We start from the raw sequence: 17,791 nt of genomic DNA on the forward strand, positions 1-17,791 counted from the left end.
ATAAACGGGTGCGCCGTTGAACCGGTTCCGCATGGTCTCGAACGTTTAGGGTTTTCGGCAAAGGCGGCCACAACATAGGTTAATCGGCCGAATATTTTTCTCGAACGGCCTGTGACGCGCAGCCGACTGGAGTGTTGTTCCCTATGCAATTGGGCTTATCGGCAAGATGGCTCCGACATGAGCCGGCCCGATGGGATGGCCGAGTGGAACGATGATCCAGCGAGCGGGGGGGAGGATGACGGCGGAGGACGGGGTGGCGGGTCTGGCCGCTCTTTCGATTTGTGAATCTCTGGTGATCGCCATGGTCGAAAAGGGCCTCCTCTCGGCGGAAGAGGCCCGGGGCGTCCTGGAGGATGCGGCGGCCGCCCATTTGCGGCAGGAAACGCCGGGATTGGTCAGCGGGCGTCAGGAACTGGCGGTGCGCGCCATTGAGCGGCTGGCCCTGCAGGTGGACGCCGCCGGACAAGTCGGTCGCGGGTAACCCGAATGGCGGGCCGGCGCGATCAGCCTTGCAGAATGGCCGGGTTGCGCCGCCCGCCCGCCTGCTGTCCCGTTTGCCGGCTGCCCTCGCTGCCCGTCCGGTCCAGCAGGGCATCGCTCAACAGCTGCGCCACCTCCTTGGCGGCGATCGGCTTGTGCAGGATGCGATAGCCGCTGGCCTCGGCATCGGCGATGCGTTCCGGCGCGGTGTCGCCGGTCAGCACGACGCTGGTCGGAACCGCGAAACCGCGGTCGCGCAGGGCAGCCTCGACCGCCTGGATGGCTTGCAGGCCGGTGGCCCCGGCCTCCAGCCGGTAATCGGCGATCACCAGATCGGGGGGACGGTCCTGGTCGCGCAGCAGGCGCAGTGCATGGCCGGCGCTGTCGGCCGGCGTCGCCCGCCAGCCGAAATCCTCGATCAGCAAGGTCAGCCCTTCACGGACCAGCGGGTCGTCGTCGATGACCAGGGCGGTGCCGCGTCCGGGCTCCGGCACCTGTTCGGTCGGTGCGGGCGCGGACGGAGCCGCCACGGCGGTCAGTGCGGGGATCGGGATCTCCAGCGTGAAGCACGACCCCCTGTTCGGGCCGGGAGGCGACCTGCACGCGATAGCCCAGCAACCGAGCCAGCCGGTCGACGATGGCCAATCCCAGTCCCAGCCCCTTGCCGCGGTCGCGGGTGGGGTTGGAGACCTGATAGAATTCGTGGAAGATCCGTTCCAGATGTTCGGGCGGAATGCCGATGCCGGTGTCGTAGACCTGGATGCGCAGGACCCCGCGGGCATGGCGGCAGCCCAGCAGGATGCGGCCATGGTCGGTGTAGCGCAGGGCGTTCTCCACCAGATTGCGGATGATCCGTTCCAGCAGTGCGGCGTCGGCGTTCAGCGTCACGCCGGTGGGAACGCTGCGGAAGGCGACGCCCTTCTCGGCGGCGCGCAGGCGGTATTCGCCCTCCAGCCGGGTGAAGATGGTGCCGAGCGACACCGCCTGGACATTGGGGGACACCGTGCCGGCGTCCAGCTTGGAGATGTCGAGGATCGCGTCGAGCAAACGGCACAGCGCGTCCATCGACGCCTCGATGCTGCCGACCAGGGCCGCGGCGGGATGGTCGCCCAGCCGGATCGCCAGCGCCGAGGTCAGCAGGACAAGCGACTGCACCGGCTGGCGCAGGTCGTGGCTGGCCGCCGCCAGGAAATGCGTCTTGGCGGCGTTGGCGCGCTCCGCCACCATCAGCGCCATCACCGCCTCCTGGCGTGAGCGTTCCGCTTCGTTGCGGGCACTCTCGGCCTCGGCGCGGGCCTGTTCGGCGCGTTCGGCCAGCGTGCGCTGGATGGTGATCTCCTCCGCCGCGCGCATCTCGCGTTCGCGCTGGATGCCGGCGATGTGATCCAGCATGGCGTTGAAGCCGCGCGCCAGGGCGGAGACCTCGTCGTTGCCGCGCACCCGGGCACGCTGCCCGGTGAAGCCGTCGGTGGCGATGGCGCCGGCCAGCCGCTCCAGCTCGCGCAGGGAGCGGGTCATGTGGTTGCCGACGGCGCGGCTGCCGACATAGATCGCCAGCAGGGCGGCCAGCCCCACCATCCCATAGGCGGGCAGCATCCAGGACAGCAGCGCCGTGGCTGGCGTTTCCGGCGCCTCCAGCCGCAGGCTCAATCCCAGCGTCGCCAGCCGTTGCGGCACGGTCAGCGGCACCGTCACCGCCATCATGTCCGGCGGCACCGGCGGGGGCGGCCCGCCGGCATGGAGAAGCTCCGCCTCCGGATGCAGGACCAGGGAGTCGAGCGGCACCTTGTAGAGCAGTGCCCCTTCCGGCGACGGGGTGCGGGAGTAGATCATCATCTCCGCCGCCAGCAGGAACTGCGTTTCGCCCTGCTGCACCACCCGGGCGGCCGGCTTGCCGGTGGCGATGGCGGCGCGCAGCCACGCCATGTCGGCGGGTGCGATGGCGAGCGGGGCGGCATGGCGGCCGTTGTCGGCGATCGGCTCCCCTTCGAAATCGGTGAAGACCAGCGCCACCGGCACGCTGGCGATGTGGTTGAAGCTGCCCAGGAAGGGGATCAGGTAGGTTTCCTTGCCGGCGGAATCGACCAGACCGGTGGCGAGCATGCTGTTGTCGGCCAGTTCGCGCACCGTCGTCACCAGCGTGTTCAGCAGCCCTTCGGTCTGGCGGGCGGCAAGGATGGCGTTCGCCTCGACATTGGCATGGTGCTGGCGCGCCAGATGGCGGCTGGACACCACATAGAGGCTGGCGCCGATCAGGATGGCGATCAGCACGCCAAGCATCAGCGACACCAGCGCGAAGCGGCGGGCCAGCCGGCCGGAGGTCAACATCCGCTGGGCGGCGCGCGGGACGGTGCCGTAAGCAGACGGATCGGTGGGAGTGGGATCGGTCATCTGTTTTTCAATCCACCGGGACCAGCACGCCGTCGGCGCGGAAGCGGGCCATCAGCAGGTCGTCCGGGCCGAGCGCCTCATGCCGGCCGGGAGCGAAGGGGGGGTCGAAGTCGCGGGTCACGCCACGATAGCGACCGACCTGCTCCAGCGCATCGCGCACGGCGGCGCGGTCGGTGGTGCCGGCGCGGTCGACGGCCAGCGCCAGGATGCGGGTCAGGTCGTAGGCATGCAGGAAGCCGACCGGCGACGGGATGTCCTCCGGCCGGCGGATGCCGAACAGGCGTCCGGCGGTCTCCAGCATCGGGGTCAGCCGGTCCGGCGGGATCCGGAAGGGGCTGACCGTCTGGATCACGGTGAAATCGACCTCCTGCAGGGCAGGTCCGGCCTGTCCGACGAAACTGCCGCCGGTGACCCCCCAATGGCTGAGGATCGGCAGCCGACGTTGTGCCGGCAGGGCGGCCACCTCGCGCACCAGCACGGCGGCCTCGTCGTCGTTGGCGACCAGCAGGATCGCCTGGGCGCCGGCCTGGGCCAGCACGTCGTACTTGTCGATCAGGGAGCGGTCGCGCCAGTTGTACCAGGCGGTGCCGGCGAGGCTCGGGACCTTGCGGCCGGCGAGATAGCGGTTGGCGGCCTCCAGGTTGGAGCGGCCCCAGGCGGTGTTGGTCAGCAGCAGACCGACGCGGGGCAGACCACGGTCGGCGGCCTGCTTCAGCAGGAACGGCATCGCCAGGCTGTCGCGCAGCGACAGTCGGAAGATGTAGTTGGGCTCCATCCCGTTGTCGACGATCGAGTCCGCCGACGACCAGGGGGCGAGGAACACGCGTGCGCGTCTTTTCGAGCACCGGCAGCTACCTCGATCACCACGGGGCTGAACCGGCCGCCGAACACGGCGATCAGGTCGGGGATGCTGGCCAGTTCCCGGATGTTCTTGATGCCGCGGGCGGAGATCGACCGGTGTTCGCGCGTGATCAGCGCCAGCGGCCGGCCGCCCAGCACGCCGCCCTGGCGGTTGATGTCGTCGATGGCCGTCAGGATGCCGCGCTCGATGGCTTCGGCCGAGCTGCTGTTGGCCAGCCCGAACTCCCCATCCAGCGCCAGCACCACCGGTTCCCGTGTCGGCTCGCCATCCCGCCCGCCGGCAGCGGTGGCCGACGCCGCCCCAAGCGGAAGCGCGACGGCAAGCAGAATCAGAAGCGGTTGCAGAAGGCGAAGGGCTGCGATGACCATTGACCGTCGTTCGATTGGCTCGGCGGACGGAAGGGGGGCTCCCGCACACGCGACGCGGCACTATGGGTGGGCGGAAGCGGCGGGGTCAATCTGCCCTTTGGCAGAGCGGAGCGTGTGAAGGACACGGCCAATCGCCGCCGCGCTGTCGTCGGCGGGCGGTTCATTATCGAGGAAGATATTTATGCCGCCGCGGGAGGAGCCGCCCGACGGTGGACGGCGCCTCCCGCCGGTCGAAAATCAGAGCAGCCGGGCGGTCAGGCTGATCTCTGTGCCGGCCAGCGCCTTCGACACCGGGCAGTTGGCCTTGGCGCTCTTCGCCTGTTCCTGGAAGGTGGACTCGTCGATGCCGGGGATTTCGGCCTCGCACTCCAGCTCGATCCGGCTGATGGCGAAGCCGGCGCCGGCCTTTTCCAGATGCACCTTGGCCGTGGTGTGGACGCGCGTCGGAACATGACCGGCCTGGCTCAGTCCGGCCGACAGCGCCATGGAGAAGCAGCCGGCATGCGCCGCCGCGATCAGCTCCTCCGGATTGGTGCCCTGGCCGTTCTCGAAGCGCGACGGGAAGGAGTAGCTGCCTTCGAAGGCGCCGCTGCCCAGCCGCATCTTGCCGCTGCCCGATTTCAGGTCGCCCCGCCATTCGGCGTCCGATTGCCGCATCGCCATGATGCTGTCTCCCCTTTGAAGGTGATGGTCGGTCCGGTCCGTCGGGGGGCCGGTCGAGCCTGACCTAGGGCGGAGTGGCGCTGCGGCCAGCCGCATACCACCTTCGCCCAGTTCGCCCAGTTCGCCCAGTTCGCCCAGTTCGCCTGGGCGCAGGGGCGGGCGGTCTCACGCCTCCTGGACGGTCTCGATCTCCGACAGGTCGGACAGGCGGCGGGCCAGCCGCTCGGTGCAGCGGACCTCCAGGATCCCGAAGCCGGCGTTGGGGGCGATGGTGTGGAGGTCGCCGGCCATGCCATTTTCACTGGCCAGCCGCCGCACCCGCTCCACCATCGCGTCGCGCTCCGGCCGTCCGGGGCGCAGGCCCGGCAGCGGGCGGGTGAAGTGCAGCTTGTAGCGCTTGAAGATCGAGGGGGCCATTCTGGTCACTGAAGCCGGGTCACGGATGCGAAGTGGGGGTGGCCCTGTGGCATGAAGCCTGTGGGCGCCGTTCCCCCGGATGTCGCACAGGCCGGCGGTGCGATGCCAGCCCGAAAAGGCCGGATTCCAGCAGCCTACTTTCTGGGCTCGACATTCTCTGCGCCGGCACGGGTGCCGCCGAAGCGGTCGGCACCCTTGGCGTCGGGGGCATCCGGCTTCTTATGGTTGCCGGTGTTCTGCTCGCCGTCGGTGTGGCGGACGGTCTGCTCTGTATGGGGTTGCTTGTTCTGCTGGTCGTTCTGCTGGCCGGGCATCGGGGGGGCTCCCTTTATATAAGGTGTCCCCCATTAACCGGATCGGGGCGCTTTGGTTTCAGGTACCCTCACCGTTCCCGCGCAATCGCCTGAGCGACCGCCATCCAAAGCTCGTCCTCGTCCGCCCCCTCCTCCGTGTCGCGCAGCGCCCGCAAGGGGGGCCAGACGCCGAGCCGGCTGGAGCGGCGCAGCGTGAAGAAGCGGTCGAGTTCCTCATGGGTGGGCAGCCGGTCGGCCTTGCGCTGGTTGCAGCGGCGGTGTGCCAGCACGACATTGGCCGGATCGTCGATCCCGCCATAGGCCTGGGGGATCAAGTGGTCGAAGGTCGACTTCTCCCCCATCGGCCCGTCGCAGAAGAAGCAGCGCCCGCCCTGCTGGACGTCCATCAGTCTGGCATCGTCCGGCGTGACGGGCATGGCGCTCTCCACTCGACTATGATTACAGGTCGCGTTCGACGCTGCCCCACAAATCATACTCGTCGGCATGCTCGATGGTGACGTCGACCATGTCGCCGGGCTTCAACCCGGTCTCGCCATTCAGGAAGACGTTGCCGTCGATCTCCGGCGCGTCGGCATAGGAGCGGCCGATGGCACCGTCCTCGTCGACCTCGTCGATCAGAACGCCCAGCGTGTAGCCGACCTTCTGCTGGAGCCGCTCGGCGCTGATCTCCTTCTGCGTCTCCATGAAGCGCTCCCAACGCTCCTGCTTGACCTCCTCCGGGACGGCGCCAGGCAGGTCGTTGGCGGTCGCACCTTCCACCGGCTCGTACTTGAAGCAGCCGACGCGGTCGAGCTGGGCCTCCTTCAGCCAGTCCAGCATGAACTGGAAGTCCTCCTCCGTCTCGCCGGGGAAGCCGGTGATGAAGGTGGAGCGCAGCACCAGATGCGGGCACTCGTCGCGCCATTTGCGGATGCGGTCCAGCTGCTTTTCCTGGGCGGCCGGGCGGCGCATCGCCTTCAAGACGGAGGGCGAGGCATGCTGGAACGGGATGTCGAGATAGGGGAGGATCTTCCCCTCCGCCATCAGCGGAATGACCTCGTCCACATGCGGATAGGGGTAGACGTAATGCAGGCGGACCCACAGGTCGAAGTTCGCCAGCTCGTTGCACAGGTCGAAGAAGCGGGTGCGGACCTCGCGGTCGTACCATTTCTCCGTCTTGTACTTCACATCGACGCCGTAGGCGCTGGTGTCCTGGGAAATGACCAGCAGCTCTTTGACGCCGGCGACCGCCAGCTTCTCCGCCTCGCGCAGCACCGAATGGATCGGCCGGCTGACCAGATCGCCGCGCAGGCTGGGGATGATGCAGAAGCTGCAGCGGTTGTTGCAGCCCTCGGAAATCTTCAGATAGGCGTAGTGGCGCGGGGTCAGCCGCAGCCCTTCCGGCGGCACCAGATCGGTGAAGGGGTTGTGCGTCGGCGGCACGGCGTCATGCACCGCGCTGACCACCTGCTCGTACTGGTGCGGGCCGGTGACGGCGAGCACGTCGGGGTGGATCTGCCGGATCATGTCCGATTCCACGCCCATGCAGCCGGTGACGATGACCCGCCCGTTTTCCTTGATCGCCTCGCCGATGGCGTCCAGCGATTCCTTCTTGGCGCTGTCGAGGAAGCCGCAGGTGTTGACCAGCACGACGTCCGCGCCGTCATAGCTGGGGGAGATCTCGTACCCCTCTGCGCGCAGGCGTGTCAGGATGCGCTCTGAATCGACGAGCGCCTTCGGGCAGCCGAGGCTGACGATGCCGACCTTCGGGGCGCCCATGGTCTGGGCGGCGGCCGGCGATGCGGACTTCGGAACGGGGGATGTGGTCATCGCGCGCGTATACCGCCGAATCGAAGACCGCGCCAGTGAAACATTGCGGAGACGGGCAGCGGCATGGCCGATATGCCCGATCCGCCTGGGATTGCCGAAAGGGTGGAAATTTTCGGTCGTCTTGTGGGTCATAAAGAAATGCGGCAATTTGCAGCAAAAAGACGAAGTCAACGCGGTTCCGTTTTCTGTCCGGGCACGCTATTCTGTGTGACGATCCAATGATCGTCGTGGCTGCCGCTTTGAGACGATAGCCGACAGCTTTTTCACGCGCCCATCGTATAGCCACTATACTTTATAGAGTGGAAAAAATGGACTTCGCAAAAATGCGCGGCGTTGCTGCGGGCCGGATGTCGGTGCGGACCAATGGGGCGCTGGATCGGACCACGATCGGAGCCGGGTCCATCGGAGCCGCCATGGACGTCGTCGAACCCAACCATACCGGCGTCGCGTCGCCGCAGGCCATTGCCGACGTGATGCTGCAGATCGCCCATATCGCCGACAGCCTTGGCTATACCCATGGGCTGAAGCCGTCGCAGTGGACGGCGCTCCGTTATTTTGCCGGCGCCAACAACAGCCAGCGCACCGTGTCGGCCTTCGCCGATTTCCACGCCACCACCCGCGGGGCCGCCTCGCAGATGGTCGAGGTGCTGGTGGGAAAGGACCTGCTGGTCCGCGTGCCGGTTCCGGAGGATCGCCGCGTCACCCAGCTTCATCCGACGCCGAAGGCGCTGGAACTGCTGCGCCACGATCCGCTGAACGACTTCGCCGGAGTCATCGCCGCCCTGCCGGGCGACGAGCAGTACAAGCTGGCCGAAACGCTGACCAGCCTGCTCCGCGGCCTGCTGGACAAGCGGCAATCGGTCTGACCGGCAGGTCGCATCGGGTCCGGGGGGCTGGTCCGGGTGGTTCAGGTTTAGGCCGGCCACCGCCATCATGGCTTCTGGCAGGCCGTTGCTGCTGCCGCCAGCCCGCTTCGCTCGCGCTCGCCGAGCCGGTTGGCGACGATCCCCTCCCACATGCCGGTGCGCACCAGTTCGGACTGCACGCAGCCGCAATTGGCAGTGCAGGTCGCGCTGGACACTCCGGCGCTTTCGCAGCTCGCCACGCAGGCCGCCTTGAAATCGCGGACCGCAGCCGGTTCCCCCGGCATCAGCTGCACCGTCGCCCAGACGATCCCGAACAGCAGCGGCTGGTGCAGCAGATAGACGGCGAGGCTGTGCCGCCCGGCCAGGGCGAGGACGCGCCCGGCGCTGCCGGTGACCGCCACCCCCGCGCCCAGCCCCGGCCACAGCCGGCCCAGCCCGATCCCGGCGAGCACGCCGCCGATCCAGGGCAGCAGCGGGACGAAATCGTTGGAGTCCGGCGGCACCGTGGTCAGCCCGATCCAGCGCAGCCAGGGGCTGTCGAACAGCGGGACGGTTTGGGTCGTCCCCGCCAGCACCGCCGCTCCCGCAACCGCCAGCGTCAGGACCGCCGGCAGGCGGACGAAGGCGAGGCCGATGACGCTCGCCACCGCGATGTGGTGCAGCACGCCGAAGAAGATCGGACTGCTGGGGAACAGGGCATAGGAGGCCGCGGACACCAGCGCGGCGCCGGCCGCCACCCGCCCCAGCCGGCGCAGGAAGCGGTCGCGGTCGAACCCGTCGCGGGTCGCCAGCACCAGACCGATGCCGGCCAGCAGCAGGAAGCTCGACAGGATCGCGGTGCGGGCGGCCAGCCACAGCGGGTCGTTCAGCAGGTCGAAGTGGGCGAGGCCGAAATAGGTCGCATCCCAGCTGCCGTGATAGGCGGCCATCGCGACCAGCGCCAGCCCGCGCGCCACGTCGATCGCCGGGCGGCGCGTGCCCTGCACAGGCTCCTGTGCCGTCGTAACGCCGATTGCGGTCATGATCCGGTCATCCCCACCCCGAAAATCCAGCCTTCCTGCCGCCGCGCGGTGTCGTCCAATCCCGGTGGCGCCCAGGCCCGTACCCAGGTCTGCGGCGTAGCGGCCAGCCAGCGCAGGCCGGCGGCCGACACCAGCGCGTCGCTGTCATGGTCGCTGACCATACCGGCCCGCTCCAGCGGATGCGAGCCCAACCGGCGCAGCGCCTCATCCATCTCGCCGCCGTCCCGGATCTTGCGCTGGCCGAAGCCGGTATGCTGCAGGAACAGGCGCGGGTAGATCTCCACCATCACGCTTTGCCCCGGCGCCGGGTCCTCGAAAGGCCAGACCGCCAGCCGGCCGGGCAGGGCGGCACGCAGGGCGCGCAGCACCCGCATGCCGGCGAGTCCCGCCTTTCCGACCTGCTTTGGCCCGATCAGCTTGTAGGGGCTTTGCGGGTGGCCCAGCCCGTCGGCGCGACAGGCCCATTCGGTGGCGCGGTGCGGGTCCTGGTACCAGTCCGGCTGCGGCCCGCCATGCCAGAATCCTGCTCCGTGCAGCGGATGGTTCAGGAACGATCGTCCTCCGAAGTCGGACTCCGTTGCACAGACCTCCTCCACTGCGTCCCATAGGTCGAAGACGCTGGCCTGCCGGCCGGGAAAGCCGAGCGCCGCTACGGTAAAGGGTAGGGAAAAGGCGCAGTCGATGCCAACCAGGGTCGGCCCACATGCCAGTTCGCCGCGCAGCCAGTCGAACACCGCCGTCCGTGACCATCGCTTGCCAGGACTTTTCACCAGCCGGGGGGCGGCGTCGCCTGCGGCGCATTCCGCAACAGCAATGCCGGCATAGCCCTTGCTGACTGAGCCGGACCAGTCGATGGCGATGAAGCGGCCGAAGACGGGCGCCGCCGATGAGATCACAGCTCGGCCACCTCCACCACGCCCGGCACCGCCTTCAGGGCGGAGCGGCTCTGGGCGGTGATGGTGTAGCTGCCGGGCAGCTCGATCTCGATCTCCTTCAGCGGATCGACCTCGACCAGCACGTTGATGCGGCTCTTGCCGCGCGACAGCCGGTCCAGCGTGGCGCGCAGATGCTCGATCGGGCCGGGGTCGCGCAGGACGACGCGCAGGCCGGCGCTGACCGAGGCGACGGCCTCTTCCAGCGGCTTGATCTCCTGGCAGGTGAGCCGGACCTCTTCGCCGTTCAGCTGGGCGTCCACCGTCATCAGCACCGGCCGGCCGGGTTCCAGCAGGTCGCGGTTGACGGCCAGCACCTCGGAGAACAGCGTCACCTCGTAGCCGCCGGTGGCGTCCGACAGCTCGACGAAGGCGAAGCGGTTGCCGGACTTGGCGGTCTTCTCCTTCTTCGACACGACGATGCCCGCCATCTTGTAGCGGGTGGAGCCGCCCTTGGCGATGGCGGTCTGGAGTTCGGCCGAACGCACCACCTTCATGCGGCCGAGCGGGCCGGAATAGGCGTCCAGCGGGTGGGCCGACAGGTAGAAGCCGATGGCGCCGAACTCGTGCTTCAGCTTCTCCAGCGGTTCCCAGTCCTTGACCTTGGGCAGCTCCGGTTCCGGCAGGCCGCCGCCCCCGCCGCCAAAGAGGTTGCCGATGCCGCTGTCGCGCTCCGCCGCCTCCGCCTGGGCGTAGCGGATGATGGTCTCCAGCGCGGCATGGACCTGGGCGCGGTTGGGGTTCAGCCCGTCGAAGGCGCCGGCGCAGGCGAGATTCTCAAGCTGGCGCTTGTTGATGGTCTTCAGGTCGAGCCGGCGGGCGAAGTCGAACAGGCTCTTGAACGGGCCGTTCTTCCGCCGCTCCTCCACCACCGCCCGCATGGCGGGCTGGCCGACGCCCTTGACGGCGGCCAGCGCATAGCGCACCGCCTTGGTCCCGTCGGCCAGCTGCTCCACCCCGAAGATCGAGTCGGATTTGTTGATGTCGGGCGTCAGCAGTTTGATGCGCAGCCGCGCCAGCTCCTGGCGGAAGACGTTCAGCTTGTCGGTGTTGCCGAGGTCGAGCGTCATCGACGCCGCCATGAACTCCACCGGATGGTTCGCCTTCAGATACGCCGTGTGGTAGGCGACCAGGGCATAGGCGGCGGCGTGGCTCTTGTTGAAGCCGTAGCCGGCGAACTTCATCACCTGATCGAAGATCATGCTGGCCAGATCGGCCTTGACGCCGCGGGCCTCGGCACCGTCGCAGAAGATCTTGCGCTGGTTGTCCATCTCCTCCTTGATCTTCTTGCCCATGGCGCGGCGCAGAAGATCGGCGCCGCCCAGCGAATAGCCGGACAGCACCTGGGCGATCTGCATGACCTGTTCCTGGTAGATCATGATCCCGAAGGTCTCCTTCAGGATGCCTTCCAGGCTGTCATGCATGTAGTCGGCTTTTTCCTCGCCGTTCTTCACCCGGATATATTTCGGGATGTTGTCCATCGGGCCGGGACGGTAGAGCGACACCAGCGCGATGATGTCCTCCAGCCGGTTCGGCTTCAGCCGGCGCAGCACGTCGCGCATGCCCGAGCTTTCCAACTGGAACACGCCGGTCGCCTCGGCGCGGCTGAGCAGCTGGTAGCTCTTCTCGTCGTCCAGCGGGACGGTGGTCAGGTCCGGCTTCTCGGGGATCAGGTCGACCGCCGTCTTCAGCACGGTCAGCGTCTTCAGTCCCAGGAAGTCGAACTTCACCAGACCGGCCTGCTCGACATACTTCATGTTGAACTGGGTGACCGGCATGTCCGAGCGCGGGTCGCGGTAGAGCGGCACCAGCTCCTGCAGGGGCCGGTCGCCGATCACCACGCCGGCGGCATGGGTCGAGGCGTGGCGGTAGAGACCCTCCAGCTTCAGCGCGATGTCGATCAGGTGGCGGACGGTGTCGTCGCCGTCGCGCGCCTGCCGCAGCATCTCCTCGCTGTCCAGCGCCTGCTGGAGCGTCACCGGGTTGGCCGGGTTGTTCGGCACCATCTTGCAGATCTTGTCGACCTGCCCGTAGGGCATCTGCAGCACGCGGCCGACGTCGCGCAGCACGGCGCGCGCCTGCAGTTTACCGAAGGTGATGATCTGGGCGACGCGGTCGTAGCCGTATTTCTTCTGGACGTAGCGGATGACCTCCTCGCGGCGGTCCTGGCAGAAGTCGATGTCGAAGTCGGGCATCGACACGCGCTCGGGGTTCAGGAAGCGCTCGAACAGCAGGCCGAAGCGCAGCGGGTCGAGGTCGGTGATGGTCAGCGCCCAGGCGACGACCGAGCCGGCGCCCGAACCGCGGCCCGGACCGACGGGAATGTCCTGGTTCTTCGCCCATTTGATGAAGTCCGACACGATCAGGAAATAGCCGGGGAACTTCATCTTGACGATGACGTCCAGCTCGAACTCCAGCCGCTCGAAATAGGCTTTGCGGGTCTCCTCGCGCTGTTCCGGCGTCATGTCGGGCGTGAAGACGACCTTCTCCAGCCGCATCTCCAGGCCGGCGCGCGACTGGGCGCGCAGCTCGTCATCCTCGGTGCGGCCGCCTTCGCAGGCGAAGGGCGGCAGGATCGGCTTGATCGGCTTCAGCAGGAAGGAGCAGCGCCGGGCGATGGCGACCGTATTGTCCACCGCTTCCGGCAGATCGGCGAACAGCCGCCGCATCTCGTCGGCCGACTTGAAGCGGTGGTCGGGGGTCAGGTGGCGGCGGTCCTCCTGGCTGAGATAGGCGCCCTCGGCGATGCAGAGCAGCGCGTCATGCGCCTCGTACATGTCCTCGGTGGCGAAATAGCAGTCGTTGGTGGCGACCAGAGGCAGGCCGTGGGCATAGGCAACGTCGATCAGTGCCGGCTCGACGGCGTTCTCCACCGCGGCGAACTGGCCGCGCCCACCCTCGTGGCGCTGCAGTTCGACATAGAGACGGCCGGGGAACAGGCGTTTCAGCCGTTCCAGAACGTCGAGCGCCAGATCCTTCTGTCCCTCGTGCAGCAGCCGGCCGACCGAACCGCCGGGGCCGCCGGTCAGCGCGATCAGCCCGGCGGAGCGTCCCTCCAGCGCGTCGAGCGTCACCTGCGGGCCGGCCAGCGGGTCCGACTCCAGGAAGGCCTTGGACACCAGCGCGGTCAGGTTGCGGTAGCCCTCCTCGTTCTGGCAGAGCAGGACGAGCTGGTCGGGGATGGCCGCCGCCTTGCCGGGCAGGCCCGGTTTCGTCTGGGCGGGGCCGACGCGGGTGATGCCCAGCACGGTGCCGATGATCGGCTGCACGCCGGCGTCCGATGCCGCCAACGCGAATTCCAGCGCGCCGAACAGGTTGCCGGTGTCGGTGACCGCGACGGCCGGCATCTGCTGTTTCAGGCAGAGCTTGACCAGCTCCTTCACCTTGATCGCACCTTCCGACAGCGAATAGGCGGAATGGACGCGCAGATGGATGAAGTCGGCGTGGGGCATGGCAACCGGGGGCTTGCTTGCTGCAGGGCCCCTGGTTCTAGCACAGCCGGAACCGTTCCCGCGACGGTCGCGCGGGGGCATGCGAACGTGGTATGGAAGTCGCCGCATCACGTTCAGGGATGGGGAGGACGCCGCGATGGATCGGCAGCACCTTGCACCCGTCGCCCGACTGCGGCCGGTCCTGCGGGGCCGCCGTTCCGTCCGGGCGGCGACGCCTTCGGCCCTGCTGACCGGGGCCCTGCTGACCGGTTTGGCGCTGGCGCTGTCCGCCTGCGAGACAGTGCAGCCGCCGCCGGCAGCGGCCCCACCCGCGGCCGGGCTGCCGGACGGGCCCTCCAAACCCTTCAGCTCCGGCAAGGGCTGGACCGTCACCATCCACACTCCCCCCGGTGGCAAACCCTTCTGCGTTGCGGAGCGCGGCATCCCGGTCGGCCAGAACGCCGCCCCGCGCCTGACCTTCCGCACCGCCGCGGCCGAATCGGGCTTCATCCTGTCAAGCTTCACCCCGTCGGACAGCGGGGCGGCGGTTGTTCCCGGCGAGCGCTATGACCTGACCGTCACGGCGGATCTGGGACCGCGCCTGTCTTTGAGCGCCCGCGGTCTTCCCAACGGCAGCCTCTATGTCGCCGTGCCGACCAAGAGCTTCCTGGAGGAGATGGAACCGCTGGCCCGTGCCCACCGCGTCAGCTTCCGCAGCAGCGGCCTGGGGGATATCGGCACGATGCTGCTGTCGGGATCGTCCTGGGCGATCAACGCCTCGGACGAATGCCGGATCCTGCATGCGGAGTCGTGAGACCGCCTCCGCCCGCGATGGCGGGGCGCAGATCAGCCACGCGGCCGGCGCGCCCCGGCGCCGATTGACCGGCCCGGCGGCGCCCGTCTAGCCTTCCGACCATGCGCGCTTCCCACATCCTGCTTGCCGTGGCGGTCGCCGCCGTCTGGGGTTTCAATTTCGTCGCGATCAAGGTCGGATTGCGCGATTTCCCGCCGCTGCTCTTCTCCTGCCTGCGCTTCGCGCTGGCGGCGCTGCCGGTGGTGGTGCTGGGCTGGGGCAAGGGGCCGCCGGTTCCCTGGCGCTTCGTGATCGGCATCGGCGTGATGCTGGGCGTGGTGAAGTTCCCGCTGCTGTTCCTCGGCATCGATGTCGGCATGCCGGCGGGGCTGGCCTCGCTGGTGCTGCAGGCGCAGGCCTTCTTCACCGCCATCTTCGCCGCCTTCGCGCTGGGCGACCGGCCGGGGCCGCGGCAGCTCGGCGGCATGGCCGTCGCCTTTGCCGGCGTCGGGCTGATCGCGCTGGAGATGCCGGCCGGCGATTCGCTGCTCGGCCTCGGCCTGACGATGGCGGCGGCGGCGGCCTGGGGCGTGTCGAACATCCTGATGAAGCAGGCCAAGGCGCCCGACCTGTTCAGCCTGATGGTCTGGGTCAGCCTGATCCCGCCGCTGCCCCTGCTGGCCCTGTCGCTGGCGCTGGAGGGACCGGACCGCATCCTCCATGCCTTCACCACCCTGACGCTGGTCGGAGTCGGCTCGCTGATCTACATCGCGGCGGCGGCCACGCTGTTCGGCTTTGCCGCCTGGGGCTTCCTGATGCGGCATTACCCGGCGAGCCTCGTCGCCCCCTTCTCGCTGCTCGTCCCCATTTTCGGGATGAGTTCCAGCGCCTTGCTGCTGGGCGAGACCTTCACCGCGGCGAAGCTGGCCGGCGGGCTGCTGGTGTTCGCCGGGCTTGCCCTGTCGGTGCTGAAACTGCCGGCGCGGGTGCGGGCGCAGGCCTGATCTCCCCTGCGCTTGGCAAGGTCCTATTAACCTTGACAAGCTTGACGCGGCGCTATGACGCTCGGATCATGCCGGTCGATTGTTGCGTCACTAAACCATAGGCTGGCTTTGATCTCTCCCGAAAGGACCGCGCAGCCGGCCGGTGGCCCTGCTGGCGGCATGCTGCCGCCGGGCCGGCATTGGCTGGCGAATCTGCGCGCCAGCCGGCCCTTGCGCGTCCTGTTGCTGATCGGCGGGCTGTCGGTCGCCGTGCTGCTGGCGGCGACGCTCCATTACATCGACAGCATGCGCGAGCGCGAACTGGAAGGGGCGGAGCGCGAGCTGTCCACCCTGAACCTGTCGCTGGCGGAGCAGACCGCCAGCGCGACGCAGAGCGTCGATCTGGTGCTGACCACCATCATCGATCAGCTGAAGTCGGACGGAATCGACACGCCCGAGGAGTATGTCCGCCGGATGGGCGGGCGCGACACCTACCAGATGCTGCGGGCGCGGATCACCGGCCTGCCGCAGCTGGACGCGGTGACGATGATCGCGGCCGACGGACACCTGATCAACTTCTCGCGCTATTACCCGATCCCGCCGGTCAATGTGTCCGACCGGGATTACTTCGCCTACCTGCGCGACCACGACACGGCGGACCCCTTCATCAGCGAGCCGGTGCAGAATCGCGGCAACGGCAGCTGGACCGTCTATCTGGCCCGCCGGATCAGCGGGCAGGACGGCAGCTTCGTCGGTCTGGTGCTGGGCGCCATCGAACTGAGCTATTTCCAGAGGATTTACAAGTCGCTGCAACCCGACGGCGACGGCAGCATCAGCCTGTGGCGGCGGGACGGCATCCTGCTGGCCCGCCATCCGGGGCTGCCGGACATCGGCCGGCCGCTGGGCCAGCGGCAGTTCCTGAAGGTGCTGGAGCGCGCGAGGTCGGGCGTCTTCCTCTCCGCCGGCGGGCTGAACGACGGCGTCCGTCTGGTGGCGACGCGGGCGCTGGCCGACTATCCGCTGGTCGTCAATGTGACGCGCAAGCTGGACGCGGTGTTGAACGACTGGCGCATCCAGGCCTGGACCGTTGGAGCCGCAGGCACCGTCGGCATCGCCGCGCTGCTGCTGTCGCTGTGGGCGCTGGCCCGGCAGTTCAGCGCCTACGAGGCGGCGACCCGGGCGATGGATGCTGCCCGGCAGGCTGTGGAGGGGCGGGAGCAGGCCGAACAGGCGCTGCGCCAGAGCCAGAAGATGGAGGCGATCGGCCAGCTGACCGGCGGCGTCGCCCATGACTTCAACAACCTGCTCCAGGCCATCGGCATCAACCTCCACGTCATCGACAGCCGCAGCGACGACGAGCGTATCTCCGGTCCGGCGCGGCTGGCCCTGCAGGCGGTGGAGCGGGGAGCGACGCTGACCCAGCATCTGCTGGCCTTTTCACGCCGGCAGCAGCTTCGTCCGGTTCCTGTCGATGTCGCGACGCTGGTGGAGCGCATCAGCCGCCTTCTCGGACGCACGCTGGGCCAGTCGGTGCGGATCGAGACGGAGGTGTCGCCCGGCCTGTGGCCGGCGATGATCGACCCGACCCAGCTGGAAATGGCCGTGCTGAACCTGGCGCTGAATGCCCGCGACGCCATGCCCGGCGGCGGCACGCTGTGGATCCTGGCCGGCAACCGGACCGTGGGAAACCAGATGGCTGGCACAAGCCCGCTGCCGGTGCAGGTGGAGGGGCTGGAACCCGGCGACTATGTGGTTCTGCGGGTGCGCGACACCGGCACCGGCATGGCGGCCGATGTGGCCGCCCGCGCCTTCGAGCCCTTCTTCACCACCAAGGAGGTCGGGCGCGGCACCGGTCTCGGCCTCAGCATGGTGCATGGGCTGGCGACCCAGTCGGGCGGCGGGGTGGAACTGGACAGCCGGCTGGGCCTCGGCACCACGGTGACGCTCTATCTGCCGCGCGCCCGTCAGGCGGCGGATGCGCCGGCCGCCCAGTCCACTCCGCCGCCTTCTCCGCCGCCCTCTCCGCCGCGGCCGAAGGGAAGGGAGGGGACGGCGGCCGGCGGGATGGGATCCGGCTGCGCCGTCCTGCTGGTCGATGACGAGGAGCTGGTGCGCGCGGCCACCGCCGGCTATCTGGCGCAGGCCGGCTTCTCGGTCCGCGAGGCGGCCGACGCGGCGGCGGCGCTGGCCCTGCTCGATGACGGCTACCGGCCGGACGTGATCGTCACCGACCATATGATGCCGGGGATGACCGGACTCGACATGGCCCGCCTCCTGCGCGCCCGGCAGGACGGGACGCCGATCCTGATGGTTACCGGCTATGCCGAGGATCTCACCTCGACGGCTGCGGCGCAGGACGTTGCGCTGACCGTGCTGTCCAAGCCGGTCGAACCGTCGCGGCTGGTCCGCTCCATCCGCGACATGGCGTCGGTGGAAAACTGACCGCAAGGGAACCCGCCA

17 protein-coding genes are annotated in these 17,791 nt (G+C 68.5%); 6 read left to right on the forward strand and 11 right to left on the reverse strand.

Features of this window, described 5'->3' with window-relative positions; translation table 11 throughout:
• Window positions 1–235: 235 nt before the first annotated feature.
• Window positions 236–481 (forward strand): hypothetical protein, encoded by a 246-nt coding sequence (locus I71_RS38700; protein ID WP_199902095.1) that lies wholly within the window; start codon window positions 236–238, stop codon window positions 479–481.
• A gap of 22 nt (window positions 482–503) precedes the next feature.
• Here I71_RS38700 and I71_RS39400 read toward each other — a convergent pair whose 3' ends face one another.
• From I71_RS39400 to I71_RS03000, 3 genes are read right to left on the reverse strand one after another with little or no spacing between them, the layout of a single operon-like run.
• Window positions 504–974 (reverse strand): response regulator, encoded by a 471-nt coding sequence (locus tag I71_RS39400; RefSeq protein WP_049975891.1) that lies wholly within the window; start codon window positions 972–974, stop codon window positions 504–506.
• Window positions 916–2,871 carry a HAMP domain-containing sensor histidine kinase gene (locus tag I71_RS02995; protein WP_049975892.1) on the reverse strand — a complete coding sequence of 652 codons (1,956 nt, stop codon included), beginning with the start codon at window positions 2,869–2,871 and terminating at the stop codon, window positions 916–918. The genes I71_RS39400 and I71_RS02995 overlap by 59 nt, the downstream gene beginning before the upstream one ends.
• A 7-nt stretch (window positions 2,872–2,878) precedes the next feature.
• Entirely contained in the window at window positions 2,879–3,694 is an 816-nt protein-coding gene (locus tag I71_RS03000; protein WP_049975893.1) for an ABC transporter substrate-binding protein, read from the reverse strand.
• Window positions 3,695–3,696: 2 nt separating this feature from the next.
• Between I71_RS03000 and I71_RS39405 the strand changes: the two genes are divergently transcribed.
• Window positions 3,697–4,104, forward strand: a complete 408-nt coding sequence (locus I71_RS39405; protein WP_049975894.1) for a hypothetical protein — start codon at window positions 3,697–3,699, stop codon at window positions 4,102–4,104.
• Between the two features lie 234 nt (window positions 4,105–4,338).
• On the opposite strand, the gene I71_RS03005 is transcribed toward I71_RS39405, so the two are convergent.
• From I71_RS03005 to rimO, 5 genes are all read right to left on the reverse strand, one after another.
• Window positions 4,339–4,764 carry an OsmC family protein gene (locus tag I71_RS03005; protein WP_042690338.1) on the reverse strand — a complete coding sequence of 142 codons (426 nt, stop codon included), beginning with the start codon at window positions 4,762–4,764 and terminating at the stop codon, window positions 4,339–4,341.
• A 165-nt stretch (window positions 4,765–4,929) separates the two neighbouring features.
• Window positions 4,930–5,181: a hypothetical protein gene (locus I71_RS03010; RefSeq protein WP_042690341.1), complete on the reverse strand. Its 252-nt coding sequence runs from the start codon at window positions 5,179–5,181 to the stop codon at window positions 4,930–4,932.
• A gap of 134 nt (window positions 5,182–5,315) precedes the next feature.
• Window positions 5,316–5,495, reverse strand: a complete 180-nt coding sequence (locus I71_RS03015; protein ID WP_042690344.1) for a hypothetical protein — start codon at window positions 5,493–5,495, stop codon at window positions 5,316–5,318.
• Between the two features lie 68 nt (window positions 5,496–5,563).
• On the reverse strand, window positions 5,564–5,911 hold the full coding sequence (locus I71_RS03020) for an HNH endonuclease (protein ID WP_042690348.1): 348 nt from the start codon (window positions 5,909–5,911) through the stop codon (window positions 5,564–5,566).
• A gap of 22 nt (window positions 5,912–5,933) precedes the next feature.
• Entirely contained in the window at window positions 5,934–7,253 is a 1,320-nt protein-coding gene (gene rimO, locus I71_RS03025; protein WP_042690409.1) for a 30S ribosomal protein S12 methylthiotransferase RimO, read from the reverse strand.
• A gap of 464 nt (window positions 7,254–7,717) precedes the next feature.
• On the opposite strand from rimO, the gene I71_RS03030 reads away from it, so the two are divergent.
• Entirely contained in the window at window positions 7,718–8,170 is a 453-nt protein-coding gene (locus I71_RS03030; protein WP_042690412.1) for a MarR family winged helix-turn-helix transcriptional regulator, read from the forward strand.
• Window positions 8,171–8,235: 65 nt separating this feature from the next.
• Here the strand turns inward: I71_RS03030 and I71_RS03035 are convergent, their stop codons facing one another.
• Genes I71_RS03035 through dnaE form a run of 3 tightly spaced genes read right to left on the reverse strand, consistent with a single transcriptional unit; the run spans window position 8,236 to window position 13,576 of the window.
• Window positions 8,236–9,192 (reverse strand): DUF1624 domain-containing protein, encoded by a 957-nt coding sequence (locus I71_RS03035; RefSeq protein ID WP_042690351.1) that lies wholly within the window; start codon window positions 9,190–9,192, stop codon window positions 8,236–8,238.
• Window positions 9,189–10,088 (reverse strand): hypothetical protein, encoded by a 900-nt coding sequence (locus I71_RS03040; RefSeq protein WP_049975896.1) that lies wholly within the window; start codon window positions 10,086–10,088, stop codon window positions 9,189–9,191. Before I71_RS03040 ends, I71_RS03035 begins: the two co-directional genes overlap by 4 nt.
• Entirely contained in the window at window positions 10,085–13,576 is a 3,492-nt protein-coding gene (gene dnaE / locus I71_RS03045; RefSeq protein ID WP_042690356.1) for a DNA polymerase III subunit alpha, read from the reverse strand. Before dnaE ends, I71_RS03040 begins: the two co-directional genes overlap by 4 nt.
• A gap of 136 nt (window positions 13,577–13,712) precedes the next feature.
• Here dnaE and I71_RS03050 point away from each other — a divergent pair, with 136 nt between their 5' ends.
• The 3 genes from I71_RS03050 to I71_RS03060 all read left to right on the forward strand — a co-directional run bounded on the left by I71_RS03050 (window position 13,713) and on the right by I71_RS03060 (window position 17,773).
• On the forward strand, window positions 13,713–14,369 hold the full coding sequence (locus tag I71_RS03050; protein ID WP_042690360.1) for a hypothetical protein: 657 nt from the start codon (window positions 13,713–13,715) through the stop codon (window positions 14,367–14,369).
• A 101-nt stretch (window positions 14,370–14,470) separates the two neighbouring features.
• The gene (locus tag I71_RS03055; RefSeq protein ID WP_042690364.1) at window positions 14,471–15,352 is read left to right on the forward strand and encodes an EamA family transporter; all 882 of its coding nucleotides are present in this window, start codon (window positions 14,471–14,473) and stop codon (window positions 15,350–15,352) included.
• Window positions 15,353–15,511: 159 nt separating this feature from the next.
• A complete protein-coding gene (locus I71_RS03060; protein ID WP_049975897.1) occupies window positions 15,512–17,773 on the forward strand; it encodes a hybrid sensor histidine kinase/response regulator in 2,262 nt (753 codons plus the stop codon).
• The last annotated feature ends 18 nt before the right edge of the window (window positions 17,774–17,791 follow it).

Source organism: Azospirillum sp. B506, assembly GCF_000333595.1.
GTDB lineage: Bacteria > Pseudomonadota > Alphaproteobacteria > Azospirillales > Azospirillaceae > Azospirillum.

Excerpts from the sequence above, each read along its gene's own strand:
- I71_RS03060 (WP_049975897.1), top strand. The coding sequence starts at position 15,512 with ATGCTGCCGCCGGGCCGGCATTGGCTGGCGAATCTGCGCGCCAGCCGG.
- I71_RS03030 (WP_042690412.1), top strand. The coding sequence starts at position 7,718 with ATGGACGTCGTCGAACCCAACCATACCGGCGTCGCGTCGCCGCAGGCC.
- I71_RS38700 (WP_199902095.1), top strand. The coding sequence starts at position 236 with ATGACGGCGGAGGACGGGGTGGCGGGTCTGGCCGCTCTTTCGATTTGT.
- rimO (WP_042690409.1), bottom strand. The coding sequence starts at position 7,253 with ATGGGCGCCCCGAAGGTCGGCATCGTCAGCCTCGGCTGCCCGAAGGCG.
- I71_RS02995 (WP_049975892.1), bottom strand. The coding sequence starts at position 2,871 with ATGACCGATCCCACTCCCACCGATCCGTCTGCTTACGGCACCGTCCCG.
- I71_RS03010 (WP_042690341.1), bottom strand. The coding sequence starts at position 5,181 with ATGGCCCCCTCGATCTTCAAGCGCTACAAGCTGCACTTCACCCGCCCG.
- I71_RS03020 (WP_042690348.1), bottom strand. The coding sequence starts at position 5,911 with ATGCCCGTCACGCCGGACGATGCCAGACTGATGGACGTCCAGCAGGGC.
- I71_RS03035 (WP_042690351.1), bottom strand. The coding sequence starts at position 9,192 with ATGACCGCAATCGGCGTTACGACGGCACAGGAGCCTGTGCAGGGCACG.
- I71_RS03015 (WP_042690344.1), bottom strand. The coding sequence starts at position 5,495 with ATGCCCGGCCAGCAGAACGACCAGCAGAACAAGCAACCCCATACAGAG.
- dnaE (WP_042690356.1), bottom strand. The coding sequence starts at position 13,576 with ATGCCCCACGCCGACTTCATCCATCTGCGCGTCCATTCCGCCTATTCG.
- I71_RS03050 (WP_042690360.1), top strand. The coding sequence starts at position 13,713 with ATGGATCGGCAGCACCTTGCACCCGTCGCCCGACTGCGGCCGGTCCTG.
- I71_RS03005 (WP_042690338.1), bottom strand. The coding sequence starts at position 4,764 with ATGGCGATGCGGCAATCGGACGCCGAATGGCGGGGCGACCTGAAATCG.
- I71_RS03055 (WP_042690364.1), top strand. The coding sequence starts at position 14,471 with ATGCGCGCTTCCCACATCCTGCTTGCCGTGGCGGTCGCCGCCGTCTGG.